Source organism: Cupriavidus sp. DF5525 (assembly GCF_040149425.2).
Lineage (GTDB): Bacteria > Pseudomonadota > Gammaproteobacteria > Burkholderiales > Burkholderiaceae > Cupriavidus > Cupriavidus pickettii_A.
Window position 1 is genome coordinate 1022706 of sequence record NZ_CP168267.1, and the last position, 15200, is coordinate 1037905.

Sequence of the window (15200 nt, forward strand, 5' to 3'; positions counted from 1 at the left end):
TATCCGAGGCAATTAATTATTCAAGCTATTTACGGGAGGTTGTACTAGGCGCGGAGATCGGCTTTCTCTCGGTCCTGCACACGTGGGGCCAGAATCTGCTGCACCATCCGCACGTGCACTGCGTGATACCAGGCGGCGGCATTGGCCCGGACGGCGAGCACTGGATCGCTTGCCGACCCGGCTTCTTCCTGCCCGTGCGGATCCTCTCGCGGCTCTTCCGGCGACTCTATCTCGACCGGCTGCGTCGCGCGTTCGACGACGGTGCGCTGCGCTTCTATGGCCAGCTCGATCCGTTGCGCGATCCGCGAGCCTTCGCCGCCTGGATCGGGCCCGCAGCTCGTGCGGAGTGGGTTGTCTACGCCAAGCCACCGTTTGGGGGAGCCGCACAGGTGCTCGATTACCTGGGCCGCTACACACATCGCGTCGCCATCTCGAACAACCGGTTGCTGCGCTTTGATGGCGAATCGGTACTCTTCCGGTGGAAGGACTACCGCCACGAAGCCCGCCACAGGACCATGACGCTCACGGCCGACGAGTTCATCCGCCGCTTCCTGTTGCACGTGCTGCCCGTCGGCTTCAAGCACATCCGCAGCTACGGGTGGCTCGCCAACTGCCACCGGGTAGCGCGCCTTGCCATCTGCCGACGGCTGCTCGGTGTCGAGCCCCCCGCCGATGCGTCACCCACCATTCGGGAAGACTACCGTGACCGATACCAGCGGCTCACCGGCAGGTCACTGCGTGATTGCCCCGTCTGCGGCAAGGGCCACATGGTTCGCGTCGAAGGCGGAGCGCCTGGCATCTTGCCGCGGGCTCCACCTGATCCCAGCCATGGACACTGACCGGCATCAGCACCAGCCCCTAAGCGCGTTGGTCTTCCCCATGCGGCCAACGCGAATCGACTCGTGTTTTGCCGTCTTCGCACCATCACAAGGTCGCGAAACTCCGCACTATCTGCCCGCTGACCCTCGCATTCTCACTGTCTTCGCGCGACCGGCTTTGTCAGACCGTCCGCTTCCGGCTTGCGATGGCCACTCGCCGGGTATCGCAAATGATCACGCCGTTCATTCAATGCCCATAGACGCAAGCGCCTGCGGAGCGGTTTAGCACAACCGATTTTTTGTTTACCGCTCGCGGACCGATCCCGTTAGTCCGACTCATACATTTGTGGCCGCGACCGCCAAACAAAAAAACCTCTGCTCTATGTCAAATTAGTGGGGGCCGTTCTTGTTCCTTGGGCCAACCGTTGGTTGGCAGAAATTTGTTCCTGGTTTTTGCAGAATCTTGTTCCCAACCGCCATGGGCACGCCCGGCTGACGCGCTGGAGAGCGCTCGCCGGCGGCAGGCGCGCGGCACCCCGGCGTGATTCGGCTAGCTCGCGCGGCGTACCTGGCAGCGACCGTCATCCGCTTTGCACAGCTGAATCCCCCCATCGGGTCGCCTTGCCCGGTCGGCAAGATCCAAGTCGACGACTGACGGATGCGTTGGGGGAAGGCACAAAATTGCTTAAAGTGTTGGCCGGAGGAACAATTTTTTGCAGTGCCTCCTGAAGCAAAACTGTTACCGTCGCCCTTCAATCGGCTTGCCGGCGGGCGAACAGCGGGAACAAATTTATGCAAACCGACGCCAACCGCGTGCCTGTGCATCCGTGGCCAGCGTTTCCGACGCTCGCGCAGTCGTGGCACGTATGCGTGGGTCGTCACGAACTTGGCGCACGTCAAGTACATATCGCGCTCGCACGGCCCCTCGGCCGGTAACCGCAAGCAATGACCGAGTTCCAGTTCGGTCTTGAAGAAATTGCACTTTAGCCAGTCTACGGAAGACCTTGCCGACGGCCATTCTCGTCGACAGTGCCGGCGACTTCGCAGGCGCGTTTCAACGAAGCCTGGAAGAGGTATGCACATGAGAGCAGTCTGCCGTGCGCCATGAATACGTATCGCGTTGGCGTTCCCGTCAGTTCATCAGTCAGTGCGCGCTCGCGTCCCTGAGTCCGTGCGGCGATCAACTTCCTCAGTTCAATTGCCGCTTCTTCATGCAACGGCACGACGCGTTCCCGGTAGGTCTTGCCCGCTGGGGGCGCAGACGGGCCGTGCCATCAGGATAGCTATCGAGGCAATCGACGGGCAGTCGCTGGATCTCTCCCTTTCTAGCCCCGTCCATCGAGCGATGAGCAAAGCAGTACGTTGATACGGACACTCCAGATTGCCAACGGCAACCATCAGACGCGCAAGCTCATCTGCTGGAATGAATCGTGGCACTCGTACCGGCATCTTCGGCAGATCCCCGATGCAGAGCAACGGTCGCCGCGGGGTGTCATCCCACTCCCACGCGGCTGTGTTACGAAAAAATTGCGACAGTGCGGAAACATGCGCGCGTCGAGCAAGTGTGCCCAAGGGCTGCCCCGTTCGCGGGCTCTGCTGCGTCGATAATGCCAGCAAATTTTCCAGGACATTGTCTCGCGTGACCTGCGCAAAGCTTTCCACCGCTTGGGATGGCGCATACGGTTATCAACGGCGCAGGGATGACATCACCCCGACATGGAATGCGCCGCATGGCCGAGCAGCGCGCATCGGTCCTCATCGGACACGCCCGGCGCACATACCTTAGGCCAGCTTCGCGACGTGCCTTGCGGCGCGTCCGCGGCCTGCCCACCGGTAGATACCGTGACATTGAGGGCGTATGAATCGCACCGGTGACAGCACAGTGATGATGACTTTGCTCAAGATGTGAATGAGGAATCTGCATCAGGTGGCCAGCTCCGCCCGACTGCTGCGATACTCAGATCTGGGCCTTACCACCGTCGACGAACAGTTCAATACCATTGACAAAGCTTGAATCGTTGGAGGCAAGAAAGACCGCCGTCTTGGCAATTTCGTCCGGATCGCCGACGCGGCCCAGTGGGATCTGCGAGGCCAGAGCGTCGAGTATTCCCTGCTGCCGTGCGGCGTCGGGCCCGGCCAGGTTCAACAAGCCTGGCGTCTTGGTGGGTCCGGGGCTGAGCGTGTTGACCCGGATGCCGCGACCCTTGAGATCGAGAATCCAGTTGCGGGCGAATGAGCGTACGGCGGCCTTTGAGGCGGCATAGACACTGAATGCCTCGGTGCCGCCGCTGGCGGCGGTGGAGCCAGTCAAGATGACTGATGCACCGTCTGCTAGCAATGGTAGAGCCTTCTGTACAGTAAACAGTACGCCCTTGACGTTACGGCCAAAGGTGTCGTCATACTGCTCCTCGGTAATATTCCCGAGCGGCAGCAGCGAGCCGCCGCCGGCGTTGACGAACAGTACGTCGATCCGACCCTTTTCCGATTTCACCCGATCAAACAGCGTGTCCAGTTCGGCCATGTTCGATGAGTCGACCCGGATGCTGGTAGCGTTACCGATCGCGGACACCGCGGCGTCGAGTTCGGCCTGTCGGCGACCGGTGACAATGACATGCGCTCCTTCGCTAACGAACCGCTTAGCGGTAGCGAGCCCGATTCCGGTGGATCCACCGGTAACGATTGCGATCTTGCCTTCAAGTTTGCGTGACATGGAAGTTTCCTTGGTTGGTTTTGAGTCGGAGCGAGAACCTGACTTCATCCTCCGGCGCCCGGGTGCACGCGCTCGCCGCCTCCCAGCGGGCAGGTCGGCGAAACGGCTCTCCACCAACTCGTACGCTCGCAACGGGTCGAGCCTCAAGGCTGCTGCCCGACCGCGCTCGCGTCGTGGCTGTGCGAAGAGGCCGACGACCTCTGCTTGATCAGCGCAACCGCGACACCGCCGATCACTGCGGCCATTGCAATGGCGAGGAAGTTCTGCACCAGCGGCAGCTTCATCGAGACCAGCAGCCCGATCACGATTGGCGCCGCGATCGCGCCGATGCGCCCGACTCCGGAGGCAAAGCCGAGTCCCGTCGAACGGATCGACGTCGGGTAGAACTGCCCGGCATACGCGTACAGCAGGATCTGCGTGCCCAGCGTCGACGCGCCGACGACGGCAACGATCAGGAACAGCGGCTGCGCGCCGTAGCCGAGCAGCGTCAGCGAGACCGCGGCGATCGCGAAGAATGCGGTCGTCACCCACTTAATGTTCAGCTTGTCGGCGAGCCATCCGCCACCGACGGCGCCGACGACTGCACCGGCGTTGTAGGCAAGCAGGAAGTTCAGCGCGGAACCGAGACTGTAGCCGGCCATGCCCATCAGCTTGACCAGCCACGAACTGAGCGCATAGAGCATGAACAGGCAGGTCATGAAGGCCACCCAGAACATCACCGAGCTGAAGCCGCGGCCGTCCAGGAACAGCCTGCCTACGGTCGGACCGTCGGCCTTGTCCTCGGCTGGAACGAGGAATTCCTCGTGCGGCTCGAGCCGCATGTCCGGCCGGATCTTCCGCACCACTTCGCGCAAATGGGTGTCGTCGTGCTGCTTGATCAGGAACGGCAGCGACTCAGGCATGTACTTCAGAATGAACGGGATCAGCACCATTGGGGCGCCCGCAGCGATGAACACCGATTGCCAGCCGTAGGTCTCGATGAACTGCTTGCCGAGCAGCGCGGCGAGGATGCTGCCGACCGCGTAGCCGCAGCACATCAGCGTGACCATCATGCTGCGCACCTTCTTCGGTGAGTATTCGGTCATCTGCGCGGCCGCATTCGGGATCGCGCCGCCGATGCCGAGCCCGGCGAGGAAGCGCATCACGCTGAAGGTGATCGGGTCGTTGGTGAACCCGGCGGCCGCGGTGAAGGCGCTGAACAGGAACACGCAGATCGAGATCGCCCAGCGGCGGCCGATCTTGTCGGCCAGCGCGCCGAGCGCGATCGCTCCGAACATCATGCCAAACAGCGCCGAACTGGCCATGAAGCCCGCGGTGGCGGCCTCGACATTCATCGCCTTCATGATCGACGGAAGCGCGGTGCCGGCGACCGCCAGGTCGTAGCCGTCGAGCACCAGGATCACGAAACACCAGATCAGCACGGACCAGTGAAAGCTGTTGAACTTGGCCTCGTCGGCCAGTTTGTGAACATCTATCCGGTGCGCGCTTGAAGGTGCTGGTGCTAGCGCAGGGCGAATTGACTTCATTGACTTGTCTCCTTCTATTTTCGGTTCGAGCTTCGGCATGCGACGCAGTAACCACATTCTGGGCCGAAACCACACGGCCAATGTCCGCCCGTGCATAGACAAGGTCGCTCCCCTTAGTCCGTGCAGGCCGCACCACCCTCACACGCGAGGGGCTTCGGGCAGGCGTTCACCGCCGCGCACGACGTATTTGGCGGGATACAGTGTGACAAGAACCTCGACTTCGTCCTCCGTTGCGCCAGTGCAGGCGCTCCAGATCGAGCTCACCTTTTTGGCCAGCGATAGCACGGCGCCGTCGCTGCGCCCATCACGTATGTGGCAGAAGATCAGCGTTTCGGAAGTGGGCTCTCCCGAACGGTAGGTGTTGTCGGGCGTGGCTTCATGGAATACGACGCTAATCAAGTCGAGCGGCGAGAGGATGATCTCCCTGATCGCGCTCGTGAACTCGCTGGCGATCCTGGCCTTGACGCCAGCTTCGATTCCGACCTTGCATTCGCAAACAATGATGGGCATGTTGTGTCTCCGTGAAGATAGGGCTGCTGAGGCCTCAGTCTCTCGGAACGTCGCCCTGGGTGATTGCTTTGGGGTGCCACCACTTGCTTGGAAGTGCCATGACATGGCGTCGTGCCGCCAGTCCAGGCCAAGATCGCTATCGGTGGCCGGCGCCCGCCAAGGCGACGTATGGAGTGCCCCGGACAGGGCCCATGCGTTTGGCACCTGCCAAGGCCATGGCGGCGTCAACCTCCAGGGTCGAGCAACTCACAGGCCACCCGCCTCGTACGCTGACGCAGTGGCTGAACATCGCGCACTTCAAGGTTAGTAGACAGATGACCCCACAGCTGCGGCCGGCAGCGTTCGGACCTTAAATCGACCACAGGGACGCGCCGATCAGCTCCGTGAAGCCGGCGCCACCTTGAGGCAGGCCAGGTAAGAGACCATATCGGTGGAGACTTCGATGTCGCGCAGGACTTTGCTCCTGTCCACCGTGAGGCGCAACCCTCAACGTGCGATTTCGAGCTGATCGCCAATACGGCGCCGCGGTACTCCTGCTCTTCATGCGAGCCCCCGCTGTCCGTTGGATCGACTCAGTACTTGGCGAAAGCGTTGCTGCAGGTTCGTGCGGCCCACGATTACATCCCTGCGCTCGACGTATCTGCGCCGCCAGACCCTCTACGAACATCAGCGGCCGAAGGAATACCTCGGGCTCAATGACGTCGATCAGGCTGACAGCGACCGCCTGGTTGCCTACCTCGGCGCACAGGCCAGCGAAGTCATATCGGTCGACGAAAAAAAGACTAAGACATGCGCGGCCGATTTGGCCTTTCGTGCAGAAAGTTCTTTCAGCGAGCACTGCCTGACCCAGATCCCAGGGGTCGCGGAAAGCATCGACCGGAAAGCGTAGCGAGACACTCAAGAATGGATGGAGGAAACCCTTGTTGACAGGGGGCTGACGATAACATACGCTTTGTTTACTAAACGGTCGTTTATCAAAAGTACCTCAGGTGATCGGACGCGTTGAGAAAGCGTGCCCGTAGCTGCTACCTCTTTGCCAGCGCCACGGTCGGCCGGTTCTATGCCCCACCGCAAATCATTGCCGCGCCGCAGTGCAAATCGGAGCCAACTTGATGAGTTCGAGGCACTTGATGCGATGGCTCCCCAGACCTCCCGCAAGCGCGGGACATGTATTTCGCGGCTCAATCCCCGGCCAGCGCGTACCCCAGTCAGCGCTTCGCCCACACCCTCACGAATTTGCACGCATGACTCGGGGCCGCCGTAGCTGGCTAAGCGTTCAACGTATCACTCCTTCTTTCACAACAATTTGCCGGTTTTGACCGGCGCACGGAGACAACCCTTGGCACAAGGTCGCAGCACATTTCTCAAGTCCTCTGTCGCGCTGGCAGCCTTGCCGGTCGCCGGTTGCCGCTCTTCATCGGATGACACCGCCGCACTGAAAGCCAACGCCGATCCCGTACTGACCCGTGCCGTCTCATCCGGCGACACGGCCGGCGTAGCTGCCGCGGTGATCACTCGCGATGAGACCCTCTACACCGCGCCGCAGGGAGCGCGCGCGCTCGGCGCCTCCGCAGCGATGGACATGGACACGGTGATGCTCATCGCCTCCATGACCACGCCGATCACCAGCGCCGCAGCCATGCAGCTGGTCGAGCAGGGCAAGTTGAGCCTGGACGGTCCAGCGGCCGCGGTGATCCCCGAGCTGGGCGTTCTCAAGGTTCTGGAGGGCTGGGACACGAATGGCGCGCCCCAGCTGCGAGATGCCGAGGGCCAGCTCACCCTGCGGCATCTGCTCACCCACACGTCCGGCTTTACCTACGAGATCTGGAACGCGGACCTGGAGCGCTACTACCGCACGCAGAACGTCCCCGGCATCCTAACGGGGCAGAAAGCGGCGCTGCAGGTGCCTCTGTGCTTCGACCCCGGCACGCGCTGGGAATATGGCATCGGCATCGATTGGGTGGGCCGGCTGGTCGAAGCCGCCAGCGGCCTGCGCCTGGGCGACTACTTCCAGCGCAACATCACAGGACCGCTGGGCATGGACAGCACGGCGTTCAAGATCAGCACGGCCATGCGCACCCGACTGGCCGGCATGCACTTGCGCGGAGACGACGGAAAGTTATCCGTGATCGATCTCGGAGCAGTGCAGGATCCCGAGTTCGAGTCGGGCGGCGCAGGCCTGTACTCCACCGCCAACGACTACCTGAAGTTCATGCGCATGATCCTCAATGCGGGGCGGGGCAATGGCAACCAGATCCTCAAGCCGGAGACGGTGGCCTTGATGTCGCGCAATGCCATGGGCGCGCTTCGCGTGAGCAAGCTGCCGACGCAGATTCCTTTTCTCTCGCGCGACGTGGAATTCTTCCCCGGCGTGCCCAAGACCTGGGGCCTAGGCTTCATGATCAACGAGAGCGCGGCGCCCACCGGCCGCAGCGCCGGCAGCCTGGCCTGGGCGGGACTGGCCAATACGTACTTCTGGATCGACCCCACCCTGAACATCGCAGGCCTGGCCATGATGCAGTCGCTGCCGTCCGTGGACCCGAGAACCGTGGACGTGTTCTACGGTTTTGAAAAGAGCGTTTACGCCTCGCTGAGCTGATGCCTGAAGGGCGGTCACCGCGCTTCATGATCGAGGGCGCAGGGTCTATGACATGACTCCTTCCTTCACAACACTTTGCCGGTTTGACCGGCGCACGGAGACAAACATGAAAACACTGACTCGCAGACTCTTTGATGCCGCTGTTGTAGTCGCGCTTTGCGGCGCCGCCGCCGCGACGGCGCAGTCCTATCCGAACAAATCCATCCTGATCAAGGTCGCTTACCCGCCCGGGTTCGGGGTGGACGCTTCAGTACGTCCATCCGCACCCGTGCTGGAGCGCGCCCTTGGGCAGACTCTCGTAATCGACAACATGCCCGGTGCGAACGGCTCCATCGCGGCGATGAATGTGTTGAAGGCGTCGCCCGACGGATACACGCTGCTCGCGACGGCCGGTCCTGATTTACTGATGGCGCCGCTCACGGTCGCTTCGGCCAAGTACACGTTCGACAGCTTCAAGCTCATCGGTTCGTTCGGGATCTCGGACATGGTCCTCGTCAGTTATCCCGACCGCCCTTTTAACAGCCTCACCGCGCTCGTCGAACAGATGCAAAAGCGTGGCGCGAAGGAGCTTTCCATTGCGCACTGGGGCCAGGGCACGCTCGCTCATCTCGCGGCCGCTGAATTCCAGGAGCGGGTCGGCGTCAAGTTGCTGGAGGTGCCGTACAAAGGCATCGCTCCCATGGCCACGGCCGTCGGCAGTGGCGAGGTGGACCTCGCATTTGTTCCTCTTGCGGGGCCGATCCTGGGAATGGTTCAGACGGGACGGATCAAGGCCATCGCCTTTGCGAGCGCCAAGCGGCATCCGCTCATGCCGGACGTCGCGACGCTGAGCGAGCACGCTCGATTCAAGAACTTCGAATTCGGCATCTGGACGGGCTTGTTCGCGCCCGCGCGCACAACCGATGCCGTTGTCGCGCGCCTGAGCAAGGCCTTCCAGCAGTGGAACGACAGTCCGGAATTCCTCGCGCTCGCGACTGCCCAGGGCTTTCGCAAGCTGGACTCAATGACGCCGCCGCAGGCGGCGGCCTTCTTGCGTGTAGAGAACGAAAAGTTCGTCAACATCGCAAAGACCCTTAATCTGGTGGCGCAATAACGCTGCCGCGCTGGAAAGGCCCATACGATGACCGTTCGAGACTTTCACTACTACGAGCCCGCCAAGGGCCACGGGCTGAGCCACAACCCGCTCAATGCGCTGGTCGCCCCGCGGCCCATCGGCTGGATCTCGTCACGCGACGCGCAAGGGCGGGTCAACCTCGCGCCCTACAGTTTCTTCAACGCGTTCAACTACGACCCACCAATCATCGGATTTTCTTCGATCGCCTGGAAGGATAGCGTTCAAAACGCATCGGAAACGCGAGAGTTCACCTGGAACCTGGTCACCCGCGAACTGGGTGATCAGATGAACCAGACCTCATCACCGCTTCCGCGCGGCGAGGACGAGTTCCGGTTCGCCGGCCTCACGGCCGTGGCGGGTCGCAAGGTCAACGTCCCGCGGGTGGGCGAAAGCCGCGCGGCTATGGAATGCAAGGTGATCGACATCGTGCAATTCCGAAACACCGAAGGCGAAAAGGTAAGTGGCTGGCTCGTGTTGGGCGAAGTGGTGGCCGTGTACATCGACAAGGCACTCCTGAAAGACGGCGTTTATCAGACAGCCGAGGCATATCCGATCATGCGGTCCGGCGGACTGAATGACTATGTCCAGGTCTCGCCAGACAATGTCTTTCAGATCGCGCGGCTCGCGGGCGCCAGCAGCCCGTCGTCGCACGGCAAGGGATAGCACCGTCCGCAAAACGGCACATGCCAAGGAGATGCAACACCTCCATGCCGGCCTGGTGCTGCCGCAACCGCCGGCCATGGACATGGGATGCCATGGGCTGTATTCCACCGTGGGCGAACTGAACCGCTGGAAGGTCGCAAGCCGATACGCTGGTCTACTTGATGCCGCCTGAGCGCGGTCTGGGCTTTACGAATGCACCTAGAGGTTCTTACATGAGAGAAGTCTTGACACCGGGTGCGCAAGCACTTACGTTTACATAACGGTCGTTTATCAAAGGAAGGCGAATTCATGGAACCCACTACCCCGAAAGTCGCGCTGGTCATCGGCGCAGGTGATTCGACCGGCGGAGCCATCGCACGCCGGTTTGCTCGTGAAGGGTTCGTTGTCTGCGCCACGCGCCGCGATGCCGAGAAGCTTACGCCGCTGCTCGAAGAGATCGGCGACCAGGAAGGCAAGGCCTACGGCTTTGGTTCCGATGCCCGCAAGGAAGAAGAAGTTGTTGCACTCATCGAGAAGATCGAGTCGGAGATCGGTCCCATCGAGGTGCTCGTGTTCAACATCGGCGCCAATGTGCCATGCAGCATCCTGGAAGAGACCGGGCGCAAGTACTTCAAGATCTGGGAGATGGCTTGTTTCTCGGGCTTCTTGAACGGCCGGGAAGTGGCTCGCAGAATGGTGGCACGCGGCCGCGGCACAATCCTGTTCACCGGCGCGACGGCTGGCATTCGCGGCTCGGCCAACTTCGCCGCCTTTGCAGGTGCCAAGCATGCGCTGCGCGCGCTGGCTCAAAGCATGGCTCGCGAACTGGGTCCGAAGAACATCCACGTGGCCCATGTTGTCGTCGACGGAGCTATCGACACCGAATTCATCCGCAACAATTTCCCCGAGCGCTATGCTCTCAAGGACCAGGATGGCATCCTCAATCCCGAGCACATCGCGGACAACTACTGGTACCTGCACACGCAGCCGCGTGATGCCTGGACCCACGAACTCGATCTCAGGCCCTACATGGAACGCTTCTGAGACGGACCCACTCCACAACCAATACGACTCAATCCCATGAAGACACGGATCACCGAGCTGTTTGGCATTCGACACCCCATCGTGCAAGGCGGCATGCACTTCGTTGGCCTGGCCGAGCTGGCGGCCGCAGTCTCGAACGCCGGCGGGCTGGGCGTCATCACCGCGCTGACGCAGCGCACGCCAGAACTGCTGGCGAAGGAGATCGCCAGATGTCGCGAGATGACGGACCAGCCTTTCGGCGTCAACCTCACATTCCTGCCGACTTTTTCCGCCCCGCCCTATCCCGAGTACATCCAGGCGATCGTGGAGGGAGGCGTGCGCATCGTCGAAACAGCAGGGCGCAGTCCTGAGGAGTACATGCCGGCGATGAAGGCGGCCGGAATTAGGGTGATCCACAAGTGTACGTCAGTCCGGCATGCTCTGAAGGCCGAGAGGATCGGGTGTGATGCGGTGAGCGTGGACGGCTTCGAGTGCGGTGGCCATCCCGGCGAGGATGATATCCCGAACATGATCCTGCTGCCCCGAGCGGCCGATGAGCTCAAGATCCCGTTTGTGGCTTCCGGCGGCATGGCGGACGCCCGTAGCCTGGTGGCCGCCCTCGCCCTCGGCGCCGACGGGATCAACATGGGCACGCGATTCGTGGCAACCAAGGAAGCGCCTGTTCACGAGAACGTGAAGCGCGCCATCGTCGCGGCCACCGAGCTTGACACGCGACTCGTGATGCGCCCATTGCGCAACACGGAGCGTGTGCTGAAGAACGCTGGCGTCGAGAAGATCCTGGATATCGAGCGCGACAAGGGTGAGCAGATCCAGATCTCCGACATCCTTGAGCAGGTCGCAGGCGTCTATCCGAAAGTGATGCTCGACGGTGAGATGGATGCAGGGGCCTGGAGTTGCGGGATGGTCGCCGGCCTCATCGACGACATTCCGAGCGTACGCGAGCTCATCGATCGCATCATGGCGGATGCCAGCCATCTGATCGGGCAGCGCCTCGCCCGGATTCTCGGGTCCGAACAAATGCCCGAGGAAAGCGTTGCCGCCTGAGGAAACTCGACGTACACATCGGAAATCCATCAGACTCAGGAGAAAACTCATGTCCAAGACCGCGGAGTTCTATTTCGACGTCGGCAGTCCGGCATCGTACCTCGCATGGACGCAATTGCCGACGATCTGCGAAGAAACCGGTGGCACGCTTGTCTACAAGCCCATATTGCTCGGCGGGGTATTCCAGGCCATTGGCAATGCCTCGCCCGCGACAATTCCGGCCAAGGGCGCATACACCAACATCGATTACGCCCGGCACGCAAGGCTCTACGGCGTTCCCTATCAGTGCAACCCGCACTTTCCCATCATCACGCTCACGCTAATGCGAGCCGCCACCGGCGTACAGATGAGAATGCCCGACCGGTTCCAGGATTTCCTGCGCAGCGTCTTCCAAGCGTTGTGGGTCGATGCGCTGAACCTCAACCAGCCCCAGCTTGTCGCCAAAACGCTGGTCGACGCGGGGTTCGACGTCGAGGCGATCCTGGCACTCACCAACGATGCCGAGGTGAAGTCGCAGCTGCGCTCGACGACGGAAGAGGCCGTCAAGCGTGGTGTGTTCGGCGCCCCGACCACTTTCGTCGGCGAGCATATGTTCTTCGGCCAAGACCGCCTCGAATGGGTCTGTCACGCGCTGCAAGGCAAGCCTCTGTGAATTGATCCGGCCGTCTCCGGCGGTCCGGCTCTGACCCGGCATCCAGGCTTTCCATGGCAAACTCCCATCCCAGCGATTCAAGACCGACTTAATGCGTTTTCGAGCGACAGGCTGACGGGCATCCGGCGTGGCGTCGAGAAAGAGTCGCCGCGTGTGCGTCGCGCCGGCAGCCTTGCCGTGACGCCCCATCCGGTGGCGCTGGGCTCGGCCTTGACACACGCTTGCATCACCACAGACTTCCGCGAGTCGCAAGTCGAGTTCGCTCGACGAGCCGTAGCGCGCGATCGGAATAGCCTCGTCGGACGGCAGGCCGCAGGGCATGCTCGCCCCCCCAGAACATCTCGTCTCCCATCGCGCGGTAGACGAACTGGTGCTGAAAGCGCGAGAGGGTCTCGAGGACGTCCGCATCCAGCCGTCAGCCCGCGCTCTGACGGCCATGTCTGCCGAGTTCAGCGGTTCGCACCTGGATTGCACCCGCTCGCGCAGCGATGCGAATCGACGTGCCCTGCTCGAGCTTGCCTGGTCCGATACCGACTCCGCGCTCTTCCACGGGCTCGCCGAGGCATCGCTTCGCGAGCAGGCGCGGCTCGAAGCGTCCGACGACGTGCCGTTCGAATTCTTTCGCCAGCACTATCTCTCGCCGTTGCAGTTGCACCCACAGTGCCTGAGTTGCCGAAGCGCTGTGTTACACCGTGCGCGCCTCTCGCGGCACGGCCAACGACATGGGCCAACCGGCTGATGTTCCAGATGAGCCCGGCCAACGCGCGCCAACGCGACTACCGCGATGTTCGTGCTCTTGCCGCGCGCCGCCAGATTGCGATAGCGGCGACGTAGCCGCAGCTGCGCGTCCCAGGCGCGATCGATGATGGCCTCTTCGGGATGCCTTCGTGCCGACGCTGGATCTCGAGGCTGACGCGTGCCGGTAGCTCAAGACTGCCTCGACGAGCAGCTTCCTTGCGTAGCTGTTGCCGGTCTTGGTGATATGCGGCTCAAATGCCCACTGACGAAGATTTCATCGAGCGAATAAATGTGTCCCGCAGCAGCTTCTTCTGGAGCTTTCCCGTGGGCAGGCGCGGAAAATCGAGTACAAACGAGAAAGATCGCGGAACCCTTATCGGACCGAGCTTGCTGCGGCAAAGGGCTCTCAACTCCTCAGCTAGCACGTGAGGGGTTCCCGGTTGCCGATCGACCTGAACCACCGCGTGTACCACTTCGCCGTACTCGTCATCGGGCAGGCCGAAGACAGCCACGTCGAGCACGCGATCATCTGTTACAAGAATGTTCTCTATCTCTTGTGGATAGATGTTCACGCCGCCGGATATGATCGTGAAATCGCGGCGGTCCGAGAGGTATAAGTATCCCTCTTCGTCGAGATGGCCTATGTCACCGTAGGTCCACCACCCTTGTTTGCTTCGGCTCGCAGCCGTTTTATCGATATCGTTCCAGTAGGCAAACCCGGCGTCCGACTCAAAGTACACAGTTCCTGTCGAGCCAGACGCCACTTCGGTCTCATCGTCGGCAAGGATATGAACGATTCCCTCGACGGCACGACCCACTGACCCCTTGTGAGCGAGCCATTCAAGCGAACTGATCGCACAGGCGCCGATCCCTTCTGTTCCCGCATAATACTCCTCCAGGATCGGCCCCCACCATTCGATCATTGCCTCTTTGATATGGATGGGGCAAGGTGCGGCGCCGTGCATCGCTACGCGATGACTGGAAAGGTCAAACTGCATGCGCATGCCTGGGTCAAGGCGCAGCAATCGATGGAACATCGTCGGAACCCATAAGCTATGGGTAACACGGAATTTTTCCATGGCATGGAGAGCCTGAACTGCATCAAAGTGCTCCATGACTACAGCGGTACCACCGAACGCCAGGGTCGCCGAGACGTTTCGGTGCGGCGCAGCATGATACAGAGGTGATGTACACAGATGGACCATGGACATATCGACGCCCGGCTTGCTGGCAAACGAAGCATCGCGCGGGTCCATGTCACGGAACGCTATAGGGGGAATCGGCTTGCGCACACCTTTTGGCCGCCCGGTCGTCCCGGACGAGTACATCATCTCCCTGCCACGAGCGGGATCATGGATTGACGTCACTGGGCATGCACGAAGCGCGTCCTCGAATCGCTTAAAACCAGGAATAGCGCCCCCAAGGGCGAAACATGCTGCGGAACCAAAATCGGACGCTAAAAGACCCGCGCTGTTGACGGCGGCCACTGAAACGAACACAGCGCGCGCGCCACAATCGCGCGCGATATAGCGCAGGTCGTCGGCGCTTAACTTGGTTGACGCCGGTGTAAAAATGACGCCAGCGCGCTGACACCCCCATCCCAGATATAGGAACTCGGGGCAATTCTCGACGCAGAAGAGCACAGCGTCTCCGGTCTTGATCCCGGCACTGCGCAGAAGATTGGCAACCCGATTGGCGCCCTCTTCCAGTTGGGAATACGTGATTTCGCGCCCGCCAGGTATGAAGACCGCGGCAATCTTCTCGGGCATGGTCTGCGCGTAGTGCGATGGATGCGCCATGTCG

General features: G+C 61.5%; 13 protein-coding genes and 3 pseudogenes. 11 read left to right on the forward strand and 5 right to left on the reverse strand.

Features of this window, described 5'->3' with window-relative positions; translation table 11 throughout:
• Positions 1–44: 44 nt before the first annotated feature.
• Positions 45–839, forward strand: a pseudogene (locus ABNX08_RS39275) (transposase); the annotation flags it as partial.
• Positions 840–2775: 1936 nt separating this feature from the next.
• On the opposite strand, the gene ABNX08_RS39280 reads toward ABNX08_RS39275, so the two are convergent.
• The 3 genes from ABNX08_RS39280 to ABNX08_RS39290 form a co-directional block, all read right to left on the reverse strand.
• On the reverse strand, positions 2776–3528 hold the full coding sequence (locus ABNX08_RS39280; RefSeq protein ID WP_349608707.1) for an SDR family oxidoreductase: 753 nt from the start codon (positions 3526–3528) through the stop codon (positions 2776–2778).
• A 143-nt stretch (positions 3529–3671) separates the two neighbouring features.
• Entirely contained in the window at positions 3672–5054 is a 1383-nt protein-coding gene (locus ABNX08_RS39285; protein WP_349608705.1) for an MFS transporter, read from the reverse strand.
• A gap of 138 nt (positions 5055–5192) precedes the next feature.
• Positions 5193–5564: a hypothetical protein gene (locus tag ABNX08_RS39290; protein ID WP_349609699.1), complete on the reverse strand. Its 372-nt coding sequence runs from the start codon at positions 5562–5564 to the stop codon at positions 5193–5195.
• A 604-nt stretch (positions 5565–6168) separates the two neighbouring features.
• Here ABNX08_RS39290 and ABNX08_RS39295 point away from each other — a divergent pair.
• The 10 genes and pseudogenes from ABNX08_RS39295 to ABNX08_RS39340 all read left to right on the forward strand — a co-directional run bounded on the left by ABNX08_RS39295 (position 6169) and on the right by ABNX08_RS39340 (position 13398).
• Entirely contained in the window at positions 6169–6453 is a 285-nt protein-coding gene (locus ABNX08_RS39295; protein ID WP_349609657.1) for a hypothetical protein, read from the forward strand.
• A gap of 426 nt (positions 6454–6879) precedes the next feature.
• Positions 6880–8163: a serine hydrolase domain-containing protein gene (locus ABNX08_RS39300; RefSeq protein ID WP_374063744.1), complete on the forward strand. Its 1284-nt coding sequence runs from the start codon at positions 6880–6882 to the stop codon at positions 8161–8163.
• Positions 8164–8269: 106 nt separating this feature from the next.
• Positions 8270–9256, forward strand: coding sequence for a tripartite tricarboxylate transporter substrate binding protein (locus tag ABNX08_RS39305; protein ID WP_349609661.1), 987 nt, complete (start codon positions 8270–8272; stop codon positions 9254–9256).
• A 27-nt stretch (positions 9257–9283) separates the two neighbouring features.
• On the forward strand, positions 9284–9940 hold the full coding sequence (locus ABNX08_RS39310; protein ID WP_349609663.1) for a flavin reductase family protein: 657 nt from the start codon (positions 9284–9286) through the stop codon (positions 9938–9940).
• A gap of 31 nt (positions 9941–9971) precedes the next feature.
• Positions 9972–10112: a hypothetical protein gene (locus tag ABNX08_RS39315; protein WP_349609665.1), complete on the forward strand. Its 141-nt coding sequence runs from the start codon at positions 9972–9974 to the stop codon at positions 10110–10112.
• 116 nt (positions 10113–10228) lie between these two features.
• A complete protein-coding gene (locus ABNX08_RS39320) occupies positions 10229–10963 on the forward strand; it encodes an SDR family oxidoreductase (protein WP_349609667.1) in 735 nt (244 codons plus the stop codon).
• 36 nt (positions 10964–10999) lie between these two features.
• Positions 11000–12007: a nitronate monooxygenase family protein gene (locus tag ABNX08_RS39325; RefSeq protein WP_349609669.1), complete on the forward strand. Its 1008-nt coding sequence runs from the start codon at positions 11000–11002 to the stop codon at positions 12005–12007.
• 49 nt (positions 12008–12056) lie between these two features.
• On the forward strand, positions 12057–12659 hold the full coding sequence (locus ABNX08_RS39330; RefSeq protein WP_115214624.1) for a 2-hydroxychromene-2-carboxylate isomerase: 603 nt from the start codon (positions 12057–12059) through the stop codon (positions 12657–12659).
• Between the two features lie 66 nt (positions 12660–12725).
• Positions 12726–12917 (forward strand): annotated as a pseudogene (locus tag ABNX08_RS39335) (glutamate--cysteine ligase); the annotation flags it as partial.
• Between the two features lie 61 nt (positions 12918–12978).
• A complete protein-coding gene (locus ABNX08_RS39340) occupies positions 12979–13398 on the forward strand; it encodes a hypothetical protein (protein WP_349609671.1) in 420 nt (139 codons plus the stop codon).
• Here the strand turns inward: ABNX08_RS39340 and ABNX08_RS39345 are convergent.
• Both ABNX08_RS39345 and ABNX08_RS39350 read right to left on the reverse strand, forming a co-directional pair.
• Positions 13370–13641 (reverse strand): annotated as a pseudogene (locus tag ABNX08_RS39345) (IS110 family transposase); the annotation flags it as partial. The gene ABNX08_RS39340 and the pseudogene ABNX08_RS39345 sit on opposite strands and share 29 nt — an antisense overlap.
• A gap of 7 nt (positions 13642–13648) precedes the next feature.
• On the reverse strand, positions 13649–15166 hold the full coding sequence (locus ABNX08_RS39350) for an AMP-binding protein (RefSeq protein ID WP_349609673.1): 1518 nt from the start codon (positions 15164–15166) through the stop codon (positions 13649–13651).
• Between the last annotated feature and the right edge of the window lie 34 nt (positions 15167–15200).

What these genes read in the sequence shown, in the direction of transcription:
- ABNX08_RS39310 (WP_349609663.1), top strand. Translation starts at nt 9,284, where the DNA reads ATGACCGTTCGAGACTTTCACTACTACGAGCCCGCCAAGGGCCACGGG.
- ABNX08_RS39290 (WP_349609699.1), bottom strand. Translation starts at nt 5,564, where the DNA reads ATGCCCATCATTGTTTGCGAATGCAAGGTCGGAATCGAAGCTGGCGTC.
- ABNX08_RS39305 (WP_349609661.1), top strand. Translation starts at nt 8,270, where the DNA reads ATGAAAACACTGACTCGCAGACTCTTTGATGCCGCTGTTGTAGTCGCG.
- ABNX08_RS39350 (WP_349609673.1), bottom strand. Translation starts at nt 15,166, where the DNA reads ATGCCCGAGAAGATTGCCGCGGTCTTCATACCTGGCGGGCGCGAAATC.
- ABNX08_RS39280 (WP_349608707.1), bottom strand. Translation starts at nt 3,528, where the DNA reads ATGTCACGCAAACTTGAAGGCAAGATCGCAATCGTTACCGGTGGATCC.
- ABNX08_RS39315 (WP_349609665.1), top strand. Translation starts at nt 9,972, where the DNA reads ATGCAACACCTCCATGCCGGCCTGGTGCTGCCGCAACCGCCGGCCATG.
- ABNX08_RS39330 (WP_115214624.1), top strand. Translation starts at nt 12,057, where the DNA reads ATGTCCAAGACCGCGGAGTTCTATTTCGACGTCGGCAGTCCGGCATCG.
- ABNX08_RS39325 (WP_349609669.1), top strand. Translation starts at nt 11,000, where the DNA reads ATGAAGACACGGATCACCGAGCTGTTTGGCATTCGACACCCCATCGTG.
- ABNX08_RS39285 (WP_349608705.1), bottom strand. Translation starts at nt 5,054, where the DNA reads ATGAAGTCAATTCGCCCTGCGCTAGCACCAGCACCTTCAAGCGCGCAC.
- ABNX08_RS39320 (WP_349609667.1), top strand. Translation starts at nt 10,229, where the DNA reads ATGGAACCCACTACCCCGAAAGTCGCGCTGGTCATCGGCGCAGGTGAT.
- ABNX08_RS39340 (WP_349609671.1), top strand. Translation starts at nt 12,979, where the DNA reads ATGCTCGCCCCCCCAGAACATCTCGTCTCCCATCGCGCGGTAGACGAA.